Annotated in this window: 15 protein-coding genes; 5 read left to right on the top strand and 10 right to left on the bottom strand. The window is 73.4% G+C overall.

Annotated features, from left to right (window positions below; all coding sequences use genetic code 11):
* Positions 1–58 precede the first annotated feature (58 nt).
* From DKL51_RS11645 to DKL51_RS11635, 3 genes are all read left to right on the top strand, one after another.
* Positions 59–2209, top strand: coding sequence for a YhgE/Pip domain-containing protein (locus DKL51_RS11645; RefSeq protein WP_124812040.1), 2151 nt, complete (start codon positions 59–61; stop codon positions 2207–2209).
* Between the two features lie 89 nt (positions 2210–2298).
* Positions 2299–2892, top strand: a complete 594-nt coding sequence (locus DKL51_RS11640) for a TetR/AcrR family transcriptional regulator (RefSeq protein WP_124812039.1) — start codon at positions 2299–2301, stop codon at positions 2890–2892.
* A gap of 83 nt (positions 2893–2975) precedes the next feature.
* The gene (locus DKL51_RS11635) at positions 2976–6476 is read left to right on the top strand and encodes an ABC transporter ATP-binding protein (protein WP_124812038.1); all 3501 of its coding nucleotides are present in this window, start codon (positions 2976–2978) and stop codon (positions 6474–6476) included.
* Between the two features lie 121 nt (positions 6477–6597).
* Here DKL51_RS11635 and DKL51_RS11630 read toward each other — a convergent pair whose 3' ends face one another.
* The 10 genes from DKL51_RS11630 to DKL51_RS11585 all read right to left on the bottom strand — a co-directional run bounded on the left by DKL51_RS11630 (position 6598) and on the right by DKL51_RS11585 (position 19308).
* Positions 6598–7665, bottom strand: coding sequence for an NADH:flavin oxidoreductase/NADH oxidase (locus DKL51_RS11630; protein WP_124812037.1), 1068 nt, complete (start codon positions 7663–7665; stop codon positions 6598–6600).
* A 63-nt stretch (positions 7666–7728) separates the two neighbouring features.
* Positions 7729–9030: a dicarboxylate/amino acid:cation symporter gene (locus DKL51_RS11625; RefSeq protein ID WP_185734777.1), complete on the bottom strand. Its 1302-nt coding sequence runs from the start codon at positions 9028–9030 to the stop codon at positions 7729–7731.
* A gap of 209 nt (positions 9031–9239) precedes the next feature.
* Positions 9240–10658 carry an FAD-binding oxidoreductase gene (locus DKL51_RS11620; RefSeq protein ID WP_124812036.1) on the bottom strand — a complete coding sequence of 473 codons (1419 nt, stop codon included), beginning with the start codon at positions 10656–10658 and terminating at the stop codon, positions 9240–9242.
* A complete protein-coding gene (mqo, locus tag DKL51_RS11615) occupies positions 10655–12184 on the bottom strand; it encodes a malate dehydrogenase (quinone) (RefSeq protein ID WP_207783845.1) in 1530 nt (509 codons plus the stop codon). Before mqo ends, DKL51_RS11620 begins: the two co-directional genes overlap by 4 nt.
* Positions 12185–12262: 78 nt before the next feature.
* Positions 12263–13189, bottom strand: coding sequence for an AEC family transporter (locus tag DKL51_RS11610; protein WP_109944735.1), 927 nt, complete (start codon positions 13187–13189; stop codon positions 12263–12265).
* Positions 13190–13285: 96 nt separating this feature from the next.
* A complete protein-coding gene (locus DKL51_RS11605; RefSeq protein WP_109944734.1) occupies positions 13286–14800 on the bottom strand; it encodes an aldehyde dehydrogenase (NADP(+)) in 1515 nt (504 codons plus the stop codon).
* A 32-nt stretch (positions 14801–14832) separates the two neighbouring features.
* Positions 14833–15978 carry an L-talarate/galactarate dehydratase gene (locus DKL51_RS11600; RefSeq protein ID WP_109944733.1) on the bottom strand — a complete coding sequence of 382 codons (1146 nt, stop codon included), beginning with the start codon at positions 15976–15978 and terminating at the stop codon, positions 14833–14835.
* A gap of 27 nt (positions 15979–16005) precedes the next feature.
* Entirely contained in the window at positions 16006–17337 is a 1332-nt protein-coding gene (locus DKL51_RS11595) for an enolase C-terminal domain-like protein (RefSeq protein ID WP_109944732.1), read from the bottom strand.
* A gap of 28 nt (positions 17338–17365) precedes the next feature.
* The gene (gene kdgD, locus DKL51_RS11590) at positions 17366–18280 is read right to left on the bottom strand and encodes a 5-dehydro-4-deoxyglucarate dehydratase (RefSeq protein ID WP_109944731.1); all 915 of its coding nucleotides are present in this window, start codon (positions 18278–18280) and stop codon (positions 17366–17368) included.
* A 134-nt stretch (positions 18281–18414) separates the two neighbouring features.
* Positions 18415–19308: a LysR family transcriptional regulator gene (locus DKL51_RS11585; RefSeq protein WP_109944730.1), complete on the bottom strand. Its 894-nt coding sequence runs from the start codon at positions 19306–19308 to the stop codon at positions 18415–18417.
* 139 nt (positions 19309–19447) lie between these two features.
* Between DKL51_RS11585 and DKL51_RS11580 the strand changes: the two genes are divergently transcribed.
* Together DKL51_RS11580 and DKL51_RS11575 are read left to right on the top strand one after the other, a co-directional pair.
* Positions 19448–20455, top strand: coding sequence for a Bug family tripartite tricarboxylate transporter substrate binding protein (locus tag DKL51_RS11580; RefSeq protein ID WP_109944729.1), 1008 nt, complete (start codon positions 19448–19450; stop codon positions 20453–20455).
* Complete coding sequence (locus DKL51_RS11575; protein WP_109965205.1) at positions 20452–21072, top strand: tripartite tricarboxylate transporter TctB family protein; 621 nt, start codon at positions 20452–20454, stop codon at positions 21070–21072. Before DKL51_RS11580 ends, DKL51_RS11575 begins: the two co-directional genes overlap by 4 nt.
* Positions 21073–21076: the final 4 nt, after the last annotated feature.

The raw sequence follows: 21076 nt of genomic DNA, 5'->3' as shown, positions 1-21076 counted from the left end.
TCCCCGCCCTCGTCGCCCCCCGGTCGGCGGCGCAGGACCAGACCCCCGAGGTGACCGCATGAGTGTCATTCGTCTCGCGCTCTTCGAGCTGCGCCGGATGACCCGGGGCCGGCTGCCGCGCGCCGCGCTCGCCGTCCTCACCGTCATCCCGCTCCTCTACGGAGCCCTCTACCTCTACGCCTTCTGGGACCCGTACGGGAACCTAAACCGCATCCCGGTGGCCCTGGTCAACGCCGACCGGCCGGCCAAGGCCGGCGACGGCACCGAGGTGCACGCCGGTCAGGACCTCACCGACGAACTGCTCGACCGCAAGGTCTTCGGCTGGACGGTCACCGACCCGGCCGACGCCACCGCCGGTCTGCGCAGCGGCCGCTACCACCTGGTCTTCTCCATCCCGGCGGACTTCTCCGCCAGCCTCGCCGCCAGCCCCGACCCGGACCAGCCGGCCCGCCGCGGCGAGCTGAAGGTGGTCAACGACGACGCCACCAACTACCTCTCCGGCCTGCTCGCCCGCTCCGCGTTCAGCGAGATCCGGGCCGCCGCCGCGGAGAGCGCCGCCGGGTCGTACTTCGACAAGATGCTGATCGGCTTCACCGACGCCAAGGCCGAGACCGGCCGGGCCGCCGACGGGGCCGGGAAGATCGCCGACGGGCTCGGCACCTCCCAGGACGGCGCCGGAAAGATCGCCAACGGGTTGGACGACGCCGAGAACGGCGCCGGGCAGCTCGCCAACGGGCTCGACCGATCCGCCCAGGGCGCGGACAAGCTCGCCAATGGGCTCGACCAGCTCCAGACCGGCGCGGCGCAGATCGCCGACGGCACCGCACAGGCGGCCACCGCCACCCGGGCCGTCGCCAACCGGGTCGACGGCGCCGCCGACAGCATCGAGCCGCTGCTGCGGGACAACGCGCAGACGATCCAGCGCTCCGCCACCGCTATCGCCGACGGCGCGCAGTCGCTCGCCGACGGCATCGACGCCCTGCCGGCCAGGGCGGACGAGGCGGTGACCCAGGCGGAGAAGGTCCGCGACCGGCTCGACGCGCTCGTCGCGGCCCACCCCGAACTGGCCGACGACCCGAGCGTGATCGCCGCACAGCAGGCCGCCGACCAGGCGGTCACCGCCGCCAAGGCCGTCCGGTCCACCCTCGACGACACCGACCTGGCCGCGCTGAAGAAGCAGATGACCGAGGTGGCCGCCACCGCCCGGAAGATCGCCGCCGACGCGCCGCACCTGGCCGACGACGTGGCCGCCGCCCGGGCCAAGGTGGACCAGCTCGCCAACGGACTGACCACCCTCGCCGACGGCAGCGCCCGGCTCCGCGACGGGCTCGGCGACGCCGCCGACGGCGCCGACCAGCTCCGTGGCGGGCTCTACCGGCTCGCCACCGGCGCGCGCCAGCTCGACGGCGGCCTGGCCCAGCTCAGCAGCGGCAGCCACCGGCTCGCCGCCGGACTGACCACGCTCGAGGGTGGTGCCGGCGACCTCGCCGACGGGCTCGCCGCCGGGGCGGAGAAGCTGCCCGGCTACCACGACGCGGACAGCCGCTCCAAGATTCTCGGCGACCCGGTCGGCCTGATCCGCCACGCGCAGCACCCCGCGGGCTCGTACGGCGTCGGCTTCGCCCCGTACTTCCTGGCCCTGGCGCTCTGGGTCGGCGCGATGATCACGTACATGCTGCTCCGCCCGGTCAACCGGCGGCACGTCATGTCCGACGCGCCCGGCTGGCGGGTGGCACTCGCCGGCTGGCTGCCCGCCGCGGCCATCGGGCTGGCCCAATCCGGGGTGCTCTTCACCGTGGTCACCCTGGTGCTCGGCCTGGATTCGGTGCACCCGGTGGCCACCCTCGGGCTGCTGGTGCTGACCTCGCTCTCGTTCACCGCGATCATGCAGCTGCTCGGCGTGGCGCTCGGCCCCGCCGGCCGGCTGGCCGCGCTGGCCCTGCTGATGCTCCAGCTCACCTCCTCCGGCGGCACCTACCCGGTGCAGACCTCACCGGGCTTCTTCCAGGCGATCCACCCGTGGCTGCCGATGACGTACGTGGTGGCCGGGCTCCGGCACACCATCAACGGCGGGCCGGCCGGGCCGGTGGTCACCGGTGCGGTCGTCCTCGCCGCGTTCGGCGTGGGCGCGATGGTGCTGACCATCGGCGCGGCGCGCCGGTCCCGCCGGCTCACCCCGGCCAAGCTCCACCCCGAACTGACCATGTGAGGATGCTGATGGGCCGCACAGTGCTGACACCGGACGCCGGCACGGGCCGGCCCACCGGCGCGTGCCGGACGGGTCGACGGGGAGGACCAGTGACGGACGGACGGTCGCGGCGGCGGGAGGACACCCGCCAGCGCCTCTTCGTGGCGGCGGTGGAACTCATCGCCGAGCAGGGCTTCTCCGCCACCAGTGTGGACGACATCGCGGCCCGGGCCGGGGTGGCCAAGGGCACCGTCTACTACAACTTCGAGTCCAAGACGGTGCTCTTCGAGGAGCTGCTGCGGCACGGCATCGGCCTGCTCACCGCCGACTTCCGGGCCGCGGTGGCCGGGCTGCCGCCGCGGGAGGCGCTGGCCGCCCTGGTCCGGACCGAGCTGGAGTACATCCGCCGCTACCGGGCCTTCGCCCAGCTGCTGCTGTCGGAGATGTGGCGGACGAACCGGGAGTGGCAGCAGACCCTGCGGCTGCTCCGCGGCGAGGCGATCGAGGTGATCGCGGAGACCGTGCGGGCCGGGGTGGCCAGCGGCGACCTCCCGGCCGACCTGGACGTCCGGACCGCCAGCTCGGCGCTGTTCGGCGTCGGGCTGGTGGTGGCCGTGGACTGGCTGGTCTTCCAGCCCGACCGGCCGATCGACGACGTGCAGGAGGCGCTGCTCGGCATCGTCCGCCGGGTCGCCCAGACCTGACCGGCACGGCGTAAATGCGTTGAGTGGCCCCGGGGGCACAGAGCAGGCTGGGACTTCCGCCATCGACTGCCGGGGGATGTCCGATGCGCCTGCTCCGTGACCTGTGGGCGACCGCGCCCCGCCGCATGGCCGTGGTGGTCCTGCTGATCGTGCTCGGCGCCGGCGGTCAGGCGGCTGCCTCGGCGCTGGCCGGTCCCGTGCTGGTGCACCGGTCCACCGGCTGGTTCACCGCGCTGGCCGTGGCGCTGGCCGCCGCCGTGGTCACGGACCTGCTGGTCGGGCTGCTGATGGCCGGCCTCACCGCCGACTGGTCCGCCGACGTCCGCCGCCGGCTCTGCCGGGTGGCGCTCGGACAGGACCTGCCCACCCTGGAGACCACCCCGGTCGGCGAGCTGCTCGACCGCATCGACAACGACGTCTACCAGGTCGCCGCCGAGATGCGGAACACCGGCGTCCGGCTGGTTCAGGGCCTCGCCGTCTGCCTGCTCGCCACGGTCAGCGCCCTGATCGTCTGGTGGCCGGCGGGCGTCGGGATGATCCTGTTGACCGCGCTCCTCGGCGGGGTGCTGCGCCGCCCCACCGCCCGGATCGCGCCGGCCCGGATGGCCGAGGAGGAGGCCTGGTCGGATCTCGCCGCGGTGATGGAGGAGGCGGTGCACGGCCAGGACGACGTCCGCACCACCCTCGCCCGGCCGTACGTGCTGCGCCTCTACGCCCGACGGGCCGCCGAGGTGATCGCCCGGGGTGGCCGGGTGTTCCGGATGTCCGCCCGGGTCACCGCCATCTCCGCCGGCGCCATCCGGGTCGGCATCGCCACCGTGGTGCTCGCCGGTGCGTGGGCGCTGGCCGGCGGCCGGATCGACGCCGCCCGGCTGACCGCCATCTGGCTGCTCGCCCTCGCGTTCGGCGCCACCGTCGAGCACATCGCCCGCTGGGTGCCGCACCTCCAGTACGCGCTCGGCGCCTGGGCCCGGGTGCAGCTGCTCCAGGACGCCTGGCAGGAACCGGCCGGCGGGGCCGCCCCGGCCGATGGTGACCTGACCGTCCGCGGGCTCACCTTCCGCTACCCGTCCGGCGGCGACGACCGGGGGCCGGCGCTGCGCGACATCCGGCTCACCTTCGCCCGGGGCCGGTCGTACGCCCTGGTCGGCCGCACCGGCTCCGGCAAGTCGACGCTGGCCAAGGTGCTCACCCGGGCGGTGGACGTGCCACGCGGCACAGTCTTCCTCGGCGACACCGACCTGGTGGATCTGGACGTCGAGGCGCTGCGCCGGTGGATCGCCGTGGTGCCGCAGCGCACCGAGATCCTGGCCGGCACGCTCGCCGAGAACGTCGCGCTCTTCGACCCCGACCTGCTCGACGACGCCACCCGGGCGCTGGAGGAGCTGGGGCTGGCCGGCTGGATCGCCGAGCTGCCCGACGGCGTGCACACGAAGCTCGGCGAGGGCGGGCACGTCCTCTCCGCCGGGCAGGAACAACTGGTGGCGTTCGCCCGGATCCTGGTGCGCGACCCGCACGTGGTGATCCTCGACGAGGCCACCGCCCGGCTGGACCCGGTCACCGAGACCCGGGTCCGGCAGGCCACCGAACGGCTGCTCGACGACCGGATCGGCATCGTCATCGCCCACCGGCTCTCGTCGGTGCGCCGCTGCGACGAGGTGGTGATGATGGCCGACGGTGAGGTGCTGGAGGCCGGTCCGCTGCGCGAGTCGGCCCGCTTCGCGGAGCTGCTGGCCAGCAGCCACGCCAGCGCGTACGCCTCGGCCGGCGCCGCCCGGGGCGGGGTTGACCTGCTGCCCGGGCCGCGGGAGCCGTGGGACGACATCGGGCCGGAGGCGGCGCCGGTCGAGGTGACCCGGCCGGCCGCGGTGGCCGTACCGAAGACCGATCCGCCGCCGCTGCCCGCGCCGCCGCCCGCGCGGACCCTGCGGGAGATCCTGCGGCTGGGCACCAACGACCCGCGGTACGGGCTGGTCTCGGTCGGCATCTTCATCGTGATGACCCTGCTCGGGCTGGACGGCGCGGTGCTGCCGTGGCTCTGGGCCGAGGTGGTCGACGGCGGCAGCCCGTGGTTGCCGGCGCTCGGCATCGCGGCCGCGCTGCTGGTCGTCCTGCCGCTGCCCTACCTGACCAACCTGTGGTTCCCGCAGTGGTGGATCCGGCAGATGCTGCGGATCAGCCTGCGCCTGGTGCACGGGCAGACCGGTCCGCGCCGGGTCAGCGGCCACACCCCGGCTGAGGTGGTCGCCCAGGGCGGCGACACCGACCGGGTGGTGCAGCTGGCCGACAACCTGATGGACCAGTTCATCTCGCTGGCGATCGTGATCACCATGACCGCGGTGACCGGCAGCTTCGTACCGGCGCTCTTCTTCGTCGGGACGATGCTGGTCTCCGGGCTGGCGGCGACGCTGTTCGGGCCGCGGCTGGAGCGGACCGCCGGCGGCACCGTCAAGGCCCGGGCCGCGTTCGCCACCGCGCTGGTCTCCTCGCTCTCCGCGGCCCGTACGGTCAAGCTGGCCGGCGCCACCCGTCCGGTGCTGGACCATCTCGCCGCGCTGGACACGGTCCGCAGCGACCGGCAGCGCCGGGAGATCGCCATGCAGGTGTGGGCGCGATCCACGCCGTCGGTGGTGAGCGGGCTGCTGCCGATCGGGGCGTGGGCGCTCTACCTGGCCGGTGGCCTCTCCGCCGGCGCCACGCTGGTGGCGGTCTCCACCCTCGGCGCGGCCCGCTGGTTCGCCTGGACCACCGCCTCGCTGGTCTCGCACTACCCGTCGGCCCGGGTGTGGACCCGGCGGACGGTGGCGATGACGGGGATCGGCCGCTACTCGGCGTCGGTGCCCGGGGTGGACCTGGCCGCCGGGACCGCGCCCGCGCCGGAGCCGCCACCGCGGCACCCGCTGCGCCGGCTGGACCTGGCCGGCTTCGGGGCGCTGCACACCGACGGGACGCTGGCCGTCCGGGACGTCGACCTGACCGTCGAACGGGGACAGCTGGTGCTGGTCGTGGGGCCGGTCGGCTCGGGCAAGTCATCGCTGCTGCGGGCCCTCGCGGGGATCGTCCACCACGCCGGCGCCCTGCGCTGGAACGGTGAGCCGGTCACCGAGCCGGAGCTGTTCCTCCGCCCCAACCAGGTCGGGTACGTGGGCCAACTGCCCCGGGTGCTCTCCGGCACGGTGGCCGACAACATCGCCCTCGGACACGACGTGGACGCCGCTGGTGCGGTCTCCACCGCCCAGCTGGAGCACGACCTGGCCGCGGCGGGCGGCGGGCTCGGGCTGCTCATCGGGCACAAGGGGACCCGGCTCTCGGGCGGGCAGCTCCAGCGGCTGGCGCTGGCCCGGGCGCTGGCCCCGCGTACCGAGCTGCTGATCGCCGACGACGTGTCGTCCGCGCTGGACGTCACCACCGAGCTCGCGCTCTGGTCGGCGCTGCGCGAGCACGGGGTGACCGTGGTCGGGTCGACGTCCAAGCGGGCCGCGCTGGTCCGTGCGGACCATGTGGTGGTGCTGGTGGACGGGACGGTGGCCGCGCAGGGCCCGTGGCGCGACCTGGAGGAGCGCTGGGCCCACCTGGCGGGCTGAGCCGCCCCGCCGGCCCCGCCCCGCCGCCTCTGCCCGGTGATCATGGAGTTGGCGGGGGCAACACGGGCAGATCGTGCCGCCAACTCCATGATCAACGCCGACCGGCGGGCCGGGCGGGGGGTTAGAAGGCGCGGAGGTACTGGTCCGGCCAGCCGGGCTCGGCGCTCAGCTTGGCGGCGGCCCGGCGGGGCCAGTACGGGTCGCGGAGCAGTTCCCGGCCCAGCAGCACCAGGTCGGCCTCGCCGCCGGCGACGATCTGCTCGGCCTGCTCCGGCTCGACGATCAGGCCCACCGCGCCGGTGAGCACGCCGGCGTCCCGCCGGATCCGGGTGGCCAGCGGCACCTGGTAGCCGGGGCCGACCGGGACGCTGGCCCGGGCCGCCGCGCCGCCGGACGAGGCGTCGACCAGGTCCACCCCGGCGGCGGCCAGCTCGCCGGCGAGCACCACGCTGTCCTCGACCGTCCAGCCGCCGTCGACCCAGTCGGTGGCGGAGATCCGGATCAGCACCGGCACCGACTCGCCGACCGCGGCCCGGACCGCCCGGGCCACCTCCAGGGTGAGCCGCATCCGTCCGGCCCGGTCGCCGCCGTAGCCGTCCTGGCGGTGGTTGGTCAGCGGGGAGAGGAATTCGTGCAGCAGGTAGCCGTGCGCGGCGTGGATCTCCACGGCGGCGAAGCCGGCGTCGAGCGCGCGGGTGGCGGCGACCGCGAACGCCTCCACCACGGCCGCGATCCCGGCCTCGTCCAGCGCGCTGGGCCGGCGGTAGTCGGGGAGGAACGGCTCGGTGCCGGGGCTAACCGGCGTCCAGCCGCCCTCCGCGTCCGGCACGCCGCCGCGACGGGAGGCCCAGGGCCGGTACGTGGACGCCTTGAACCCGGCGTGCGCGAGCTGCACGGCCGGCACCGCGCCCTGCGCGGCGATGAACGCGGTGATCGGTCGCCACGCGTCGACGTGCGCGTCGGACCAGAGCCCGGTGTCCTGCGGGCTGATCCGACCTTCGGGCACCACCGCGGTGGCCTCGGTGATGATCAGCCCGGCGCCGCCGACCGCCCGGGAGCCGAGGTGGATCCGGTGCCAGTCGGTGGGCAGGCCGTCCGGACCGGCGCTGTACTGGCACATCGGAGCCATGGCGATCCGGTTGGGGAGCGTGACGCCGCGCAGGGTGAGCGGGGTGAACAGGGCACTCATGTGGTGATCCTCCTCCAGCGAAAGAGGAGGGCCCAGGCGTGGGGCCCTCCTCTTTCAGCGGTGTCAGGCGGGGACGGGAGCCAGCTCGTCGGCGGACCGGGTCGGCCGCTCGGTCTCGTCGGCGTCGACCAGGTCACGCTTGCCGGCCGAGTCGTACGCGGACCGGTCGAGGGTGCCCTCGCGGGCGGCGACGATGGTCGGCACGACGGCCTGGCCGGCCACGTTGGTGGCGGTCCGGATCATGTCCAGGATCGGGTCGATCGCCAGCAGCAGGCCGGCGCCGGCCAGCGGCAGGCCCAGCGTGCTCAGGGTCAGGGTGAGCATCACGATCGCGCCGGTCAGGCCGGCGGTCGCGGCCGAGCCGACCACGGAGACGAAGGCGATCAGCAGGTAGTCGGTGACGCCCAGGTGGATGCCGAAGACCTGCGCCACGAAGATCGCGGCCAGGGCCGGGTAGACCGCCGCGCAGCCGTCCATCTTCGTGGTGGCGCCGAACGGCACCGCGAAGGAGGCGTACTCGCGGGGAACGCCGAGCCGCTCGACGGAGCGCTGGGTCACCGGCATGGTGCCCACCGAGGAGCGGGAGACGAAGGCCAGCTCGATGGCCGGCCAGGCGCCGGCGAAGAAGCGCAGCGGGTTGAGCCGGCCGGCCGCCACCAGCAGCACCGGGTACACGACGAAGAGCACGATCGCGCAGCCGACGTACACGGCGGTGGTGAACTTCGCGAGCGGGGCGAGCAGGTCCCAGCCGTACGAGGCGACGGCGTTGCCGATCAGGCCGAGCGTGCCGATCGGGGCGAGCCGGATCACCCACCAGAGCGCCTTCTGCACGATGGCGAGCAGCGAGCGGTTGAGCGCCACGAACGGCTCGGCGGCCTCGCCGATGAGCAGCGCGGCGGCGCCGACCACCAGGGCGAGGAAGACGATCTGCAGCACGTTGCCCTCGACGAACGCGCCGACCGGGTTGGTCGGCACGATGCCGGTGAGGAAGTCGGTCCAGGAGCCGGTCTTCTTCGGCGCGGCCGCGCCGGACAGGTCGAGGGTGACGCCCTTGCCGGGGTCGGTGAGCAGGCCGAGGCCGATGCCGATGCTGACCGCGATCAGGGCGGTGATGCCGAACCAGAGCAGCGTCTTCACCGCCAGCCGGGCGGCGTTGGCGACGCCGCGCAGGCTGACCACGCTGACCACGATCGCGGTGAACACCAGCGGCGGTACGGCCAGCTTGAGCAGCTGGACGAAGAGGTGGCCGACGGTGTCGAGGGTGCTGGTCAGCCAGGCGAGGTCGTTGGCGCGGGCGAGGAAGCCGAGCGCCACGCCGAGCACGAGGCCGAGCAGGATCTGCACGGAAAAGGGGATCTTGCGCAGGGCGGAAGCCATGAGGATGTGTCCAAGGTCTGTCGGAAGCGGTCGGTACGGGGCAGCGTCAGGAACGAGGCTGCGCCGGACAGACGCCGCTGGCCTGCAGTCGGAGGTCGACATACAGGCGAACGGTGAGGTACCAGACGTTGGTCATCGCCTGGCGACGGTACTCCCAGCCGACGCACAGGTGGAAGGATCGACCGGCGTGACGCTCCTTACAGCCCCGGCAGCACCTTTCCGGGGTTCATCAGCCCCCGCGGATCGAACAGCTGCTTGAGTCCCCGCATCAGGTCCAGCTCGTGACTGTCCTTGTAGTCGGCGACGATCTCCCGCTTCGACTGGCCCAGCCCGTGCTCCGCGCTGATGCTGCCGTCGAACGCACAGGTCGAGTCGTAGATGACCCGGGCGAGGGCACCGGCTCGCGCCCGGAACTCGTCGTCGTCGCCACCCACCGGCTTGCTGAGGTTGTAGTGCAGATTCCCGTCGCCGATGTGGCCGTACGTCACGATCCGGATGCCCGGGACGGCCGCCTCCAGTGCCCGGTCGGTGCGTTCCACGAACGCCGGGATCCGACTGATCGGCACGCTCACGTCGTGCTTGAGGCTGGGTCCCTCGTGGTTCTGCGCCACGGAGATGCCTTCGCGCAGGCCCCAGAGCGCGGCGGCCTGCGCGGAGCTCGAGGCGACGACCGCGTCCAGCACCACGCCCCGCTCGAACGCCTCCCCGAGCGCCGACTCGATCACCGCGTCGAGACCGGCGACGGGCAGGGTGTCGCTCAGCTCCACGAGCGCGTACCAGGGGTGGGGGTCGCCGAACGGGTCGCGCGCGCCCGCCGAATGGCGCAGCACGAACTCCACGCTGCGCCGGGACATCAGCTCCAAGCCGGTCAGTCGGTCGCCGGCGAGTTCCCGGAGGACGCCGATCAGGTCGACCGCCGCCTGCGGGTCCGGCAGCGCCGCCCACGCGGTCGCCCGGCTCCGCACGGCGGGAAAGAGCTTCAGCACGGCGGCGGTGATCACCCCCAGCGTGCCCTCCGCGCCGATGAACACCTGCTTGAGGTCGTAGCCGGTGTTGTCCTTCCGCAGCCCGCGCAGCCCGTTCCAGATCCGCCCGTCGGGGAGCACCACCTCCAGCCCGAGGGTCAGGTCGCGCATCGTTCCGTAGCGCAGCACGCCGGTCCCGCCCGCGTTGGTGGCCAGGTTGCCGCCGATCGTGCAGCTTCCCTCCGCGCCCAGGGAGAGCGGGAAGAGCAGGCCGGCGGCGGCTGCGGCCTCCTGCACCGACCGCAGCACCGCACCGGCCTCCACGGTGACGGTCTGGTTGGCGGCGTCGAGGTCGCGGATGCGTCGCATGCGGGTCAGGGAGAGCACCACCTGACGGCCGGACGAGTCCGGGACGGCCCCGCCGCACAGCCCCGTGTTGCCGCCCTGCGGCACCACCACGACCCCCGCTTCGCAACATCGGGCGACGACGCCGGCGACCTCCTCGGTGCTGCCGGGCCGCACCACGGCCGCGGCGGTCCCGGTGTACGCGTTGCGCCAGTCGCTGAGGTAGCCCGCCAGATCCGCCGGGTCGCTCAGCACGCCGGCGGGCCCGACCACCTCCCGCAGCCGGCCGATGAGGTCCGCGGTCACGAGGCTGCTGCTCCCTTCTGGTGGACCGTGGTCTGCACCGGCACCAGGCCGAGCACCCGGCGGGCCTGCGTCACCGCGTCGCGGAGCCGGTCGGGGTCGAACTGCCGCATCGCCTGCGTCGATGGCGCGAGCCGGTCCAGCCGCTCCGTCCACTCCGGCATGCGCTCGGGAAAGCTCGCCGCGAGCACGTCGAGCATCGTCGACACGGCGGTCGAGGCGCCGGGGGAGGCGCCGAGCAGGGCGGCCAGCGAGCCCCCCGCCGAGGTGACGATCTCGGTGCCGAAGCCGACCAGTGTGCCCCGGCCCCCGGTCTTCTTGAGCACCTGAACGCGTTGTCCGGCCGTCATGAGCGTCCAGCCGTCCGCCCGCGCCGACGGCACGAACCGGCGCAGCGCGGCCATCCGGGCGGCGGGGGACTGGGTCACCTGCCGGAGCAGGTAGGCGACCAGCGAGCGGTTGTCCCGGGCCGCCGCCAACAGGACGGGGAGGTTGCTGGGCCGGACCGACCGCAGCAGGTCGGTCAGCCGGCCCCGGGTGAGGAAACGGGGCGAGAAGGCCGCGAACGGTCCGAAGAGCAGCGCCTCGCGCCCGTCGACCACCCGCAGGTCGAGATGCGGCACCGAGATCGGCGGCGTGCCCGGAGCAGCATGCCCGTACACCTTTCCCCGGTGGGCCGCCACCAGCTCAGGCCGGTCGGTCCGCAGGAACTGGCCACTGATCGGGAAGGCGCTGTACCGCCGGATCTCCGGCACCCGGGCCGACTGCAGCAACGGCAGCGTCCCACCCCCGGCCCCGACGAAGACGTACGGGGTCCGCAGCCGCCGGCGACTCCCCGTCCTGCGGTCGCGGACCCGCACCACCCAGCTCTCCCCGTCCCGGCGTAGGGAGGTGACCTCCTGGCGCGTGTGCACGACCCCGCCCCGTCGGTCTAGCGCCGACAGCAGCTGCCGGGTGAGGACGCCGAAGTCGACGTCGGTGCCCTGCGCCGAGCGGGTGACCGCGACCGGCTCGTTCCCGGCCCGGCCGTGGAACATCAGCGGCAGCCAGCCGGCGAGGACGTCGGGGTCGGCACTGAACTCCTGGTCGGAGAAGAGCGGATGGTCCCGCAGGGCCTCCCACCGCGCCCGCAGGTACGCCACACCGTCCGTACCGCGGCCGAGGCCGAGGTGCGGGATCGAGCGGATGAACGCCTCCGGCAGCCCGAGCGCCCCCCGCTCCACGAGCCGGGCCCAGAACAGCAGCGAGGCGACGAACTGCTCGCCGATGCGCACGGCGCTCGACACGTCCACGGTGCCGTCCGGCCGCCGCGGCGTGTAGTTGAACTCGCAGAGCCCGGCGTGGCCGGTGCCGGCGTTGTTCCACGCGTGCGAACTTTCCAGGCCGGCCTCGTCGAGCCGTTCGACCACGGCGATCCGCCAGTCCGGCTGCACCTCACTGAGCAGGACGCCGAGGGTCGCGCTCATGATCCCGCCGCCGATGAGGACGACGTCCCAGTCCTCGCTCGGGCCGCTCCTCGCCACGATCACGTCCTCCACGCTAGGAGCCCCCGACGATGCCTGTCCAAGTCCGGCCGGGCATGGGGCGATACCCGTACGACATCTCACTCAGCCGAGCAGCACGGCGATCCCGACCAGCACCGGAGCGGACAGCACGGTGCTGAGCAGCACAACGTCCCGCGCCACCAGCGTGTCCCGGTCGTAGGACGAGGCGTAGACGAACACGTTCTGTGCGGTCGGCAGGGCCGAGGTGACGGTGACCGCCAGCAACGCCACCCCCGAGAGGCCGGCGACCCACCGACCGAGCGCGTAGGCCAGGGCGGGCTGGGCAAGGGTCTTGAGCGCCACGGCCAGCCACACCCGGGGCGCTCGGTCACCGGACGCAGGGCGGGGCGCGCCGTGCAGGCTCATGCCGTACGCGAGCAACGCCGCCGGAACCGCCAGCGCGGCGGTGAGCTCGACCGGTTCCCGCACCAGCGACGGCAGGTCCACGCCGGTTGCCGCGACCAGCACGCCCAGGCCGCAGCCCACCACCACCGGCGTGCGGAGCGGCTGGGTGAGCAGCCGCCAGCCCGGCCGGGCCTCGCCCGCGGTGTGCGAGCCGGCGAGCACGGCCAGCCCCACCGGGGCCATGACCAGCACCTGGAACAGCAGCACCGGCGCCACGAACGACGCGTCGCCGAGGACGTACACCGAGATGGGGACGCCCAGGTTGCCCGCGTTGACGTACGACGAGGCGAGCGCACCGGTCGCCAGCCGGGCGGGCGACGGCCGCCAGCGCCACCGGGCCACCGCCACGTACAGCAGCGCGCTGAGCATCGCGCTCCCCGCGGTCGCCACGAGGGCGGCCGACAGCAGCGCCGCCGGGTCCGCCTTCGCGAGCGTGAGCAGCAGCAGGGCGGGCGTGGCCACGAAGTAGGACAACCGTGAAAGCACCCCACCGGCGTCCGGACCCAACGTGCCCGTCCTGCCGACGACCCAGCCGACGGCGATCACCGCGACCAGGGCGGCGAAGCCGCCGATGACCCCGTTCACCCGGCCGTGCCCGCCGCTGCGCGGCTCACCGCACCGGGGCGGGCCCGGCCGCCGGTCGCCCGTGGGCGACCGACGGCGCCGGCGCGGAACTCCTGGTCATCGAGGCAGTTCCAGGACGCCGTCGATGCGCCGCGGGATGTCGCGGTAGTCGTCGGTCAACTCCGGCGGCAGCAGGTCGGCGGGCGCCCCCTGCCAGGTCACCGGGCGCAGGAACCGCCGGATCGCGGTCGTGCCGACCGAGGTGTGCTGCGAGTTGGTCGACGGCCACGGTCCACCGTGGTGCTGGGCCCAGGAGACGGCCACGCCCGTCGGGTAGGCGTCGTAGATCAGCCGGCCGGCCCGCGGGCGCAACGCCTCGGAGACCGCCAGCGGCAGCTCCGTCTCGCCCTGGCCCCGCAGCACCGTCGCGGTCAGCGACGAGGGCATGGCCGCCAGGGCGCCGAACAGCTCGACCGGACCGTCGTAGCGGGCCACCACCGAGACCGGCCCGAAGCATTCCTCGGTGACCTGCTCCGGCAGCTCCCGCGCCGACGTCACCAGCAGCAGCGGCGCCGCTTGGAAGCCGGTCCCGTCCGGCTCCGCCCCACGGGCCAGCACCTCGACGCCCGGCGCGTCGGCGAGACCGCCGGCGATGCGGCCGTACGCGGTGGCGATGCCCTCGTTGAGCAGCACCGGCGCCGCCGTCGACCCGACCGCCCCGGCCATGGCGTCGACCACCGAGTCGCCGTCGGGGCCGGCCGGCACGAACACCAGGCCGGGCTTGGTGCAGAACTGTCCGCCGCCGAGGGTGAAGGAGCCGACGAGTTCGGTGCCGATCGTCGTGCCGCGCTCGGCGGCCGCCTGCGGCGTGACGACGACCGGGTTGAGGCTGCTCAGCTCACCGAAGAACGGCACCGGGTCGGGGCGCTGTTCGATGATCTCCAGCAGCGCGCGGCCGCCGCTGACCGAGCCGGTGAAGCCGACGGCGCGGATCGCCGGGTGTGCGACGAGGTCGGCACCGGCCGGTACGCCGTGGACCAGGCCGAGCGTGCCGTCCGGGGCGCCGGCCTTGCGCGCCGCCGCCTCGAGGACGTCGAAGACCAGCTGCGACGTGGCGGGGTGGGACCCGTGCGCCTTGACGACGACCGGGCAGCCGGCCGCGAGCGCCGAGGCGGTGTCGCCGCCGGGTACGGAGAAGGCCAGCGGGAAGTTGCTGGCGCCGAACACGGCGACCGGGCCGATCGGCACGAGCATCCGGCGCAGGTCGGGGCGGGGGCCCATCGGGGTGTCGCCGGCGTGGTCGATGGTCGCCTCGAGGTAGCTGCCCTCGTCCAGGACCTCGGCGAACAGGCGCAGCTGGTAGCAGGTGCGGGTGAGTTCCCCGTTCAGCCGGGTCGGGCCCAGCGCGGTCTCCCGGTCCGCGACGGCGACGACGTCCTCCCGCCGGGCTTCGAGCGCGTCCGCGAGCGCGCGCAGCAACGCCGCCCGTCCGCCCCGGCCGAGCGCTTCCAGGCCGGGGGCTGCGGCGAGGGCGGCGGCGCAGAGCCGGTCCACCTCGGTGGTGGTCGTCTCCTGCGCGACCTCCTCGACCGCCTCACCGGTGCGGGGGTCGATGCTGAGGACTGCGGCCATCAGGGGTTCCTCCAGTGCTGGCGATGGGTGGTTCAGCGGGGCGCGGCGATCTCCACCCGGTCCACGGTCCAGGCGCGGGCCTGCTCGCTGAGGGTGATGCCCAGACCCGGCCGGTCCGAGATGTACATGCGCCCGCCGCGGGTCTCCAGGCGCTCGTTGAACAGCGGGTACAGCCAGTCGAAGTGCTCCACCCACGGCTCGTGCGGGTACGCGGCCGCCAGGTGCACGTGGATCTCCATCGCGAAGTGCGGAGCCAGCTGCAGGTTGCTGTGGTCGGCCAGCGTGGCGAGCTTCAGGAACTGGGTGATGCCGCCGATGCGGGGGGCGTCGGGCTGGAGGATGTCCACCGCGCCGACGCGGATCAGCTCGTAGTGCTCCGCGACGCTGGTCAGCATCTCGCCCGTCGCCACGGCGGTGTCCAGCGACCGGGCGAGCTGCGCGTGCCCCTCCGCGTCGTACGCGTCCAGCGGCTCCTCGATCCAGACCAGGCCGAACTCCTCCAGGGACCGGCCGAGCCGCATGGCGGTCGGCCGGTCCCACTGCTGGTTGGCGTCGACCATGAACGGAACGCCGTCACCGAGGTGTTCCCGCACCTTGCGCACCCGGCGCAGGTCCTCCGCCGAGTCCGGCTGACCCACCTTGATCTTGATACCGCCCACGCCGGACTCGAGGGTGCGGGTCGCGTTCTCCAGCACCTGCTCGATCGACTCGTGCAGGAAGCCGCCCGAGGTGTTGTAGCAGCGGACCGAGTCGCGGTACGCACCCAGCAGCTTGGCCAGCGGCAACCCGGCGCGCTTCGCCTTGAGATCCCAGAGCGCGACGTCGATCGCCGCGAGGGCCTGGGTGGCGGCCCCGCTGCGCCCCACCGACGCGCCGGACCAGACGAGCTTCGTCCAGAGGCGGCCGATGTCGCTTGGGTCCTCGCCGATCAGGTCCGGGGCCACCTCCCGGGCGTGTGCGAACTGCGCCGGCCCGCCGGCCCGCTTCGAGTAGCTGAAGCCGACGCCCTCGAGCCCGGCCTCGGTACGGATCTCGGCGAAGAGGAACGCGACCTCCGTCATCGGCCGCTGCCGGCCGGTGAGGACCTTCGCGTCACTGATCCCGGTGGGCAGCGGGAGGGTGACGGACGAGAGGGTCACCGAGTCGATCCGGTCGAGGACTGCGGGGGCGGTGGTCATGTCTCTCCTTCGTCAGAAAGCAGCGGGTCAGCGGACCAGGCAGGGGCGCTTGGGGTCGAACGCCCAGCCGGGGACGAGGTACTGCATCGCCACCGCGTCGTCCCGGGCGCCGAGGCCGTGCTCCAGGTACAGCTCGTGCGCCGCCGCCAGCGCGTCGCGGTCCAGCTCCACGCCGAGCCCGGGTGCGGTGGGTACGGCGATCCGCCCGTCCCGGATCTGCAGCGGCGCGCGGGTGAGCGCCTGCCCGTCCTGCCAGATCCAGTGCGTGTCCAGCGCGGTGATCTCGCCCGGTGCGGCCGCGCCGACCTGGGTGAACATCGCCAGCGAGATGTCGAAGTGGTTGTTGGAGTGGGAACCCCAGGTGAGGTTGAAGTCGTGGCAGAGCTGGGCGACGCGGACCGAGCCGCGCATCGTCCAGAAGTGCGGATCGGCGAGCGGGATGTCGACCGCGTTCGACCGGACCGCGTGGGCGAGCTGGCGCCAGTCCGTGGCGATCATGTTGGTGGCCGTCGGCAGCCCGGTGGCCCGCCGGAACTCCGCCATCACCTCGCGGCCCGAGAATCCGCCCTCGGCGCCCACCGGGTCCTCGGCGTAGGCGAGCACCCCGTGCAGGTCGCGGCAGAGTTCGACGGCCTCGGCGAGCAGCCAGCCGCCGTTCGGGTCGAGCGTGATCCGGGCCTGCGGGAACCGCTCGGCGAGGGCGCGGACCGCGGCGACCTCCTGCTCGCCGGCGAACACGCCGCCCTTGAGCTTGAAGTCGGTGAACCCGTAGCGGGCCTGCGCCGCCTCGGCGAGCGCCACGACCGCGTCGGGGGTCAGCGCCGGTTCCCGGCGCAGCCGCTCCCAGTCGTCGGCCGGTTCGGCCTCGGTGCGGTAGGGCAGGTCGGTGGAGCGGCGGTCACCGATGTAGAAGAGGTAGCCGAGCATCGGGACGGTGTCCCGCTGCTGCCCGTCGCCTAGGAGCTCCGCCACCGGCACGCCGAGGTGCTGACCCAGCAGGTCGAGCAGCGCCGACTCCAGCGCGGTCACCGCGTGGACAGTGGTGCGCAGGTCGAAGGTCTGCAGCCCGCGCCCGCCGGCGTCGCGGTCGGCGAACTGGTCGGCCACCGCGCGCAGCAGCCGGCCGAACTGGGCGACCGGCTGCCCGGTGAGCAGCTCGCCGGCGTCCGAGATGGTCCGGCGGATCGCCTCGCCGCCCGGCACCTCGCCGACGCCGATCCGCCCCTCGCTGTCGGTGACGATGGCGATGTTGCGGGTGAAGAAGGGCCCGTGCGCGCCGCTGAGGTTGAGCAGCATGCTGTCGTACCCGGCGACGGGCACCGCCTCGACACGGGCCACGGTCGGGGTGCGGCCGGTCATCCCTGTCCTCTCGGTTGCGATGGGCTGGTCAGGAGATCTTCTCGACCAGGGTGGTCAGCTCGGCGAGCTCGGTCTCGGTCAGGTCCGACAGCGGGGGTCGGACCCGGCCCCCGTTGCGCCCGACCGCGGTCAGGCCGGCCTTGATGATGGAGACCGCGTAGCCCTTGGAACGGTCGCGGATCTCCAGGTACGGGATCACGAAGTCGGTGAGCATCTGGTAGACCGCCGGCCGGTCCTGGGCGCGTACGGCGGCGTAGAACCGGAGCGCGAACTCCGGCAGGAAGTTGTACAGCGCGGAGGAGTACGTGCTCACGCCGAGCTGGAGCAGCGGCAGCGCGAACGTCTCGGCGGTCGGCAGCCCACCCACGTAGATCAGCCGGTCACCGACCCGGGCGTAGGTGCGGGTCATCTGCTCGATGTCGCCGACGCCGTCCTTGAGGCCGATCAGGTTGGGGTTGCGGTCGGCGATCTCGGCGACGGTGACGTCGGTGAGCACGGCGTTCGCGCGGCTGTAGACGATGACGCCCAGGTCGGTCGCCCGGCATACGGCACTGATGTGCTCAACCAGGCCCTTCTGGCTCGCCTCGGTGAGGTACGGCGGGAACAGCAGCACGCCGTCGGCGCCGGCGGCCTGGGCGGCCTGCGCCTGGGCGACGGAGACGGCGGTGCCTCCGGTGGCCGGTGCGATGACGGGAACCCGGCCGGCCACCTCGTCGACGGCCACCCGCACGACGCGGTCCAGCTCGGCCGAGGTGAGGGAGAAACCCTCGCCGGTGCCGCCGGCGGCGAACAGGCCGGCGACGCCGAAGCTGGCCTGCCAGGCCAGGTGCTCGCGGTACCGGGCCTCGTCGAACTGCAGGTCGGCGTCGAAGTGGGTGACCGGGAAGGAGAGCAGGCCCGACTTCAGCCGGTCAGCGAGAACGTCCGGGGGCAGCAGCGTCACGGTGATCGTGTCCTTGGGTCCGGCGGGTCCGCGCCGCGGTGAGCGACGGCGCGGACGTTGGTCGGGGTCACGGTAAGAACCGCCGACGATGCATGTCCAAGAGCACTTCCGCATTGAGCGATACCTGCCAGGTATCACAAGACCGTGTCTCGCTGCTCCAGCACGGCGAGCGCCCGCCACAGGGCCGGGTTCTTCGAGCTCCTGGCCCACAGCAGGTGGAGCTCGACCGGCTCGGGTGTGGGTGTCTCCAGCCGGACGAACCCCACCCCCTCGATGGGCAGGCGGGCGGCGGACGCGGGAACGAACGCGACTCCACGACCGGCTGCCACGAGCCAGAGCATGGTGAGCACCTGACTCACGGTGTGCACGGTGTTCTCGGCGGCGATCGGTACGACGCCCGCGACCAGGTCGTAGAAGTACTTGGCCTTGGTCGGCGAGTGCATGACGACGGGCTCGCCCGCCAGGTCCGCCGCCGTCGCCGGCCGGCCCAGGTCGAGCAGCCGGTGACCCACGGGCGCGGCGACGAGCAGCGCCTCCCGGTGCAGCAGCCGCGAGCCGAAGGCCTCCTCGTCGAAGGGCGGACGGGCCAGCCCGAGGTCGACCTCCTCCTTGAGTAGGCCGGCCACCTGCTCGCGGGTCACCATCTCGGTCAGGTCGACGTCGACGTCGGGCAGCTCGCGGCTCAGGTCGTTGAGCAGCTCTCCGAGGACCCCGTACGCCGACGCGGCCGTGAAGCCGATCCGGACCACGCCGCTGGCCCCGGACGAGACCCGCCGGGCCAGCTCCGGTGCCGAGTCGGCGAGAATGAGCAGGCGGCGGGCCTCGACCAGGAACGCCGTGCCCGCCGCCGTGAGGGTGACCCGGCGGTTGTCCCGTTCCAGCAGCTGGGCACCCACCACCCGTTCGAGCTTCTGGATCTGACGACTCAGGGGTGGCTGCGTCATCTGCAGCCGGGCGGCCGCGCGGCCGAAGTGCAGCTCGTCGGCTACGGCCACGAAACCGCGAAGTTGCTCCAGCGTGAACGCCATGTCAAGAAGGTATCAATTGATGCTCCATTGGATTTGGACAGGCATGAGCCGAGGTTCCTAGGCTCCCGTCATCCAGGCGTCGGTGACCCCACTCACAGCGCCCACTGCTGAAACATGGCTCTGCTAAGAGGAGAACGACATGAGCATCAACCGCGTGCGCCGGTGGGCGACGGCGGGTGCCGGGTTCGCCCTGGCCCTCTCGCTCGCCGCCTGTGGCGGAAACGTCGGCGCCGGATCCAGCGACGAGGCGAAGTTCCCGGGCAAGTCCCCGATCACGATCCTCGTCGGCCAGGACCCGGGCGGCAGCACCGACCTCATCGCCCGCGCGCTGGCCGAGCAGGTCTCCGGCGACCTCGGTGTCCCCGTCACCGTGGAGAACAAGCCCGGCGCGAACGGCGCCCTGGCCGCCAAGGAGCTGGCCGGCGAGAAGGCCGACGGGCACACCCTGATGGTCTACAACGGCAGCCTGGCCTACATCACGCCGCTGGCCGTCGCGCCGGGACAGGCGCCCGACATCGCCAACTACGAGATCGTCACCGGCATCAGCCAGGACGACTACGTACTCGTGACGGCGCCCAAGTCCGGCTTCAAGACCGTCGACGACCTGGCCAAGGCCGGGCGGCAGATCACCTTCGGCACCACCGGTGTCGGCACGGGCAGCCAGCTCTCCCAGGAGCTGCTGTTCGCGCAGGCCGACATCGACGCCAAGGCCGTCCCGTTCGACGGCGGGTCGCCCACGCTGACCGCGGTGCTCGGCGGCCAGGTGGACGTCGGCTCGATCCAGCTCGGTGAGGCCATCGAGCAGATCAAGGCCGGCAAGCTGACCCCGATCGTGACCTTCGCCGAGAAGCGGCCGTCGTACCTGCCCGACACCCCGACCGCCGTCGAGGCGGGCCACGACGTGCCGGTGCAGCAGTCGCGGGCGATCTTCGCCCCGAAGGGCACGCCGAAGGAGGTCATCGACGCCCTCCGCGCCTCGTTCCAGAAGGCCTTCCAGGCCGACGCGTACCAGAAGTTCAACGAGGACAACCAGCTCACCCCGAACGAGGTCGACGGCGAGGAGCTGCGCAAGCAGTGGACCGGAAACCTGGACAAGTACCGCGGCGTGATCCAGAAGTACAGCATCAACCTCGGCGGGGCGAAGTGACCGCTGCCCACGGTGGGGCGCCGACCCAGGGGAGCCCCGGCGGCCAGCCGGTCGCCGGGCCCCCCTCGGGGACTGTTCTGTCCAGCGGGCCCGACGGCCCGGCGACTCCCCTCGAGGAACTCAGCCTCGAGGAGGCGATCCACCGGGTGGAGGAGGCCGAGCACGAGGGCCGGCCGCCCGCGGCCGGACCGCTGAGCAACGTCCTCACCGCCGCCGCTGTCGTCGCACTCGGTATCGCCGCGCTCGTCGGCTCCACCCGCCTCGGACTCGGGACCGTCCGCAGCCCCGAGTCCGGCACCTGGCCGTTGCTGGTCAGCGCCGCGCTGGTCGCGCTGGGCCTCGGCCTGCTCGCCGCGGCCAGGCGGACGACGGACGCCGAGCGCTTCTCCGGGGCGAGCTGGCTGGTCCTCGCCGGCCTGGCCACCATGGTGGTGTTCGTCGCGGTCATCCAGATCATCGGGTTCGAGATCCCCGCGACCCTGCTCACCTTCGTCTGGTTGCGGTTCCTCGGCCGGGAGGGCTGGCGTACGTCGATCGTCACGAGCCTCGCCGTGGTGGTGGCGTTCTACCTCATCTTCGTGGCGGCCCTCTCCGTCCCCATTCCGCACCTCTTCTAGGAGG

Origin of the sequence: Micromonospora globispora (genome assembly GCF_003857015.1) — a bacterium.
GTDB classification, from domain to species: domain Bacteria; phylum Actinomycetota; class Actinomycetes; order Mycobacteriales; family Micromonosporaceae; genus Micromonospora; species Micromonospora globispora.
This window is presented reverse-complemented; position numbering and strand designations above follow the sequence as displayed.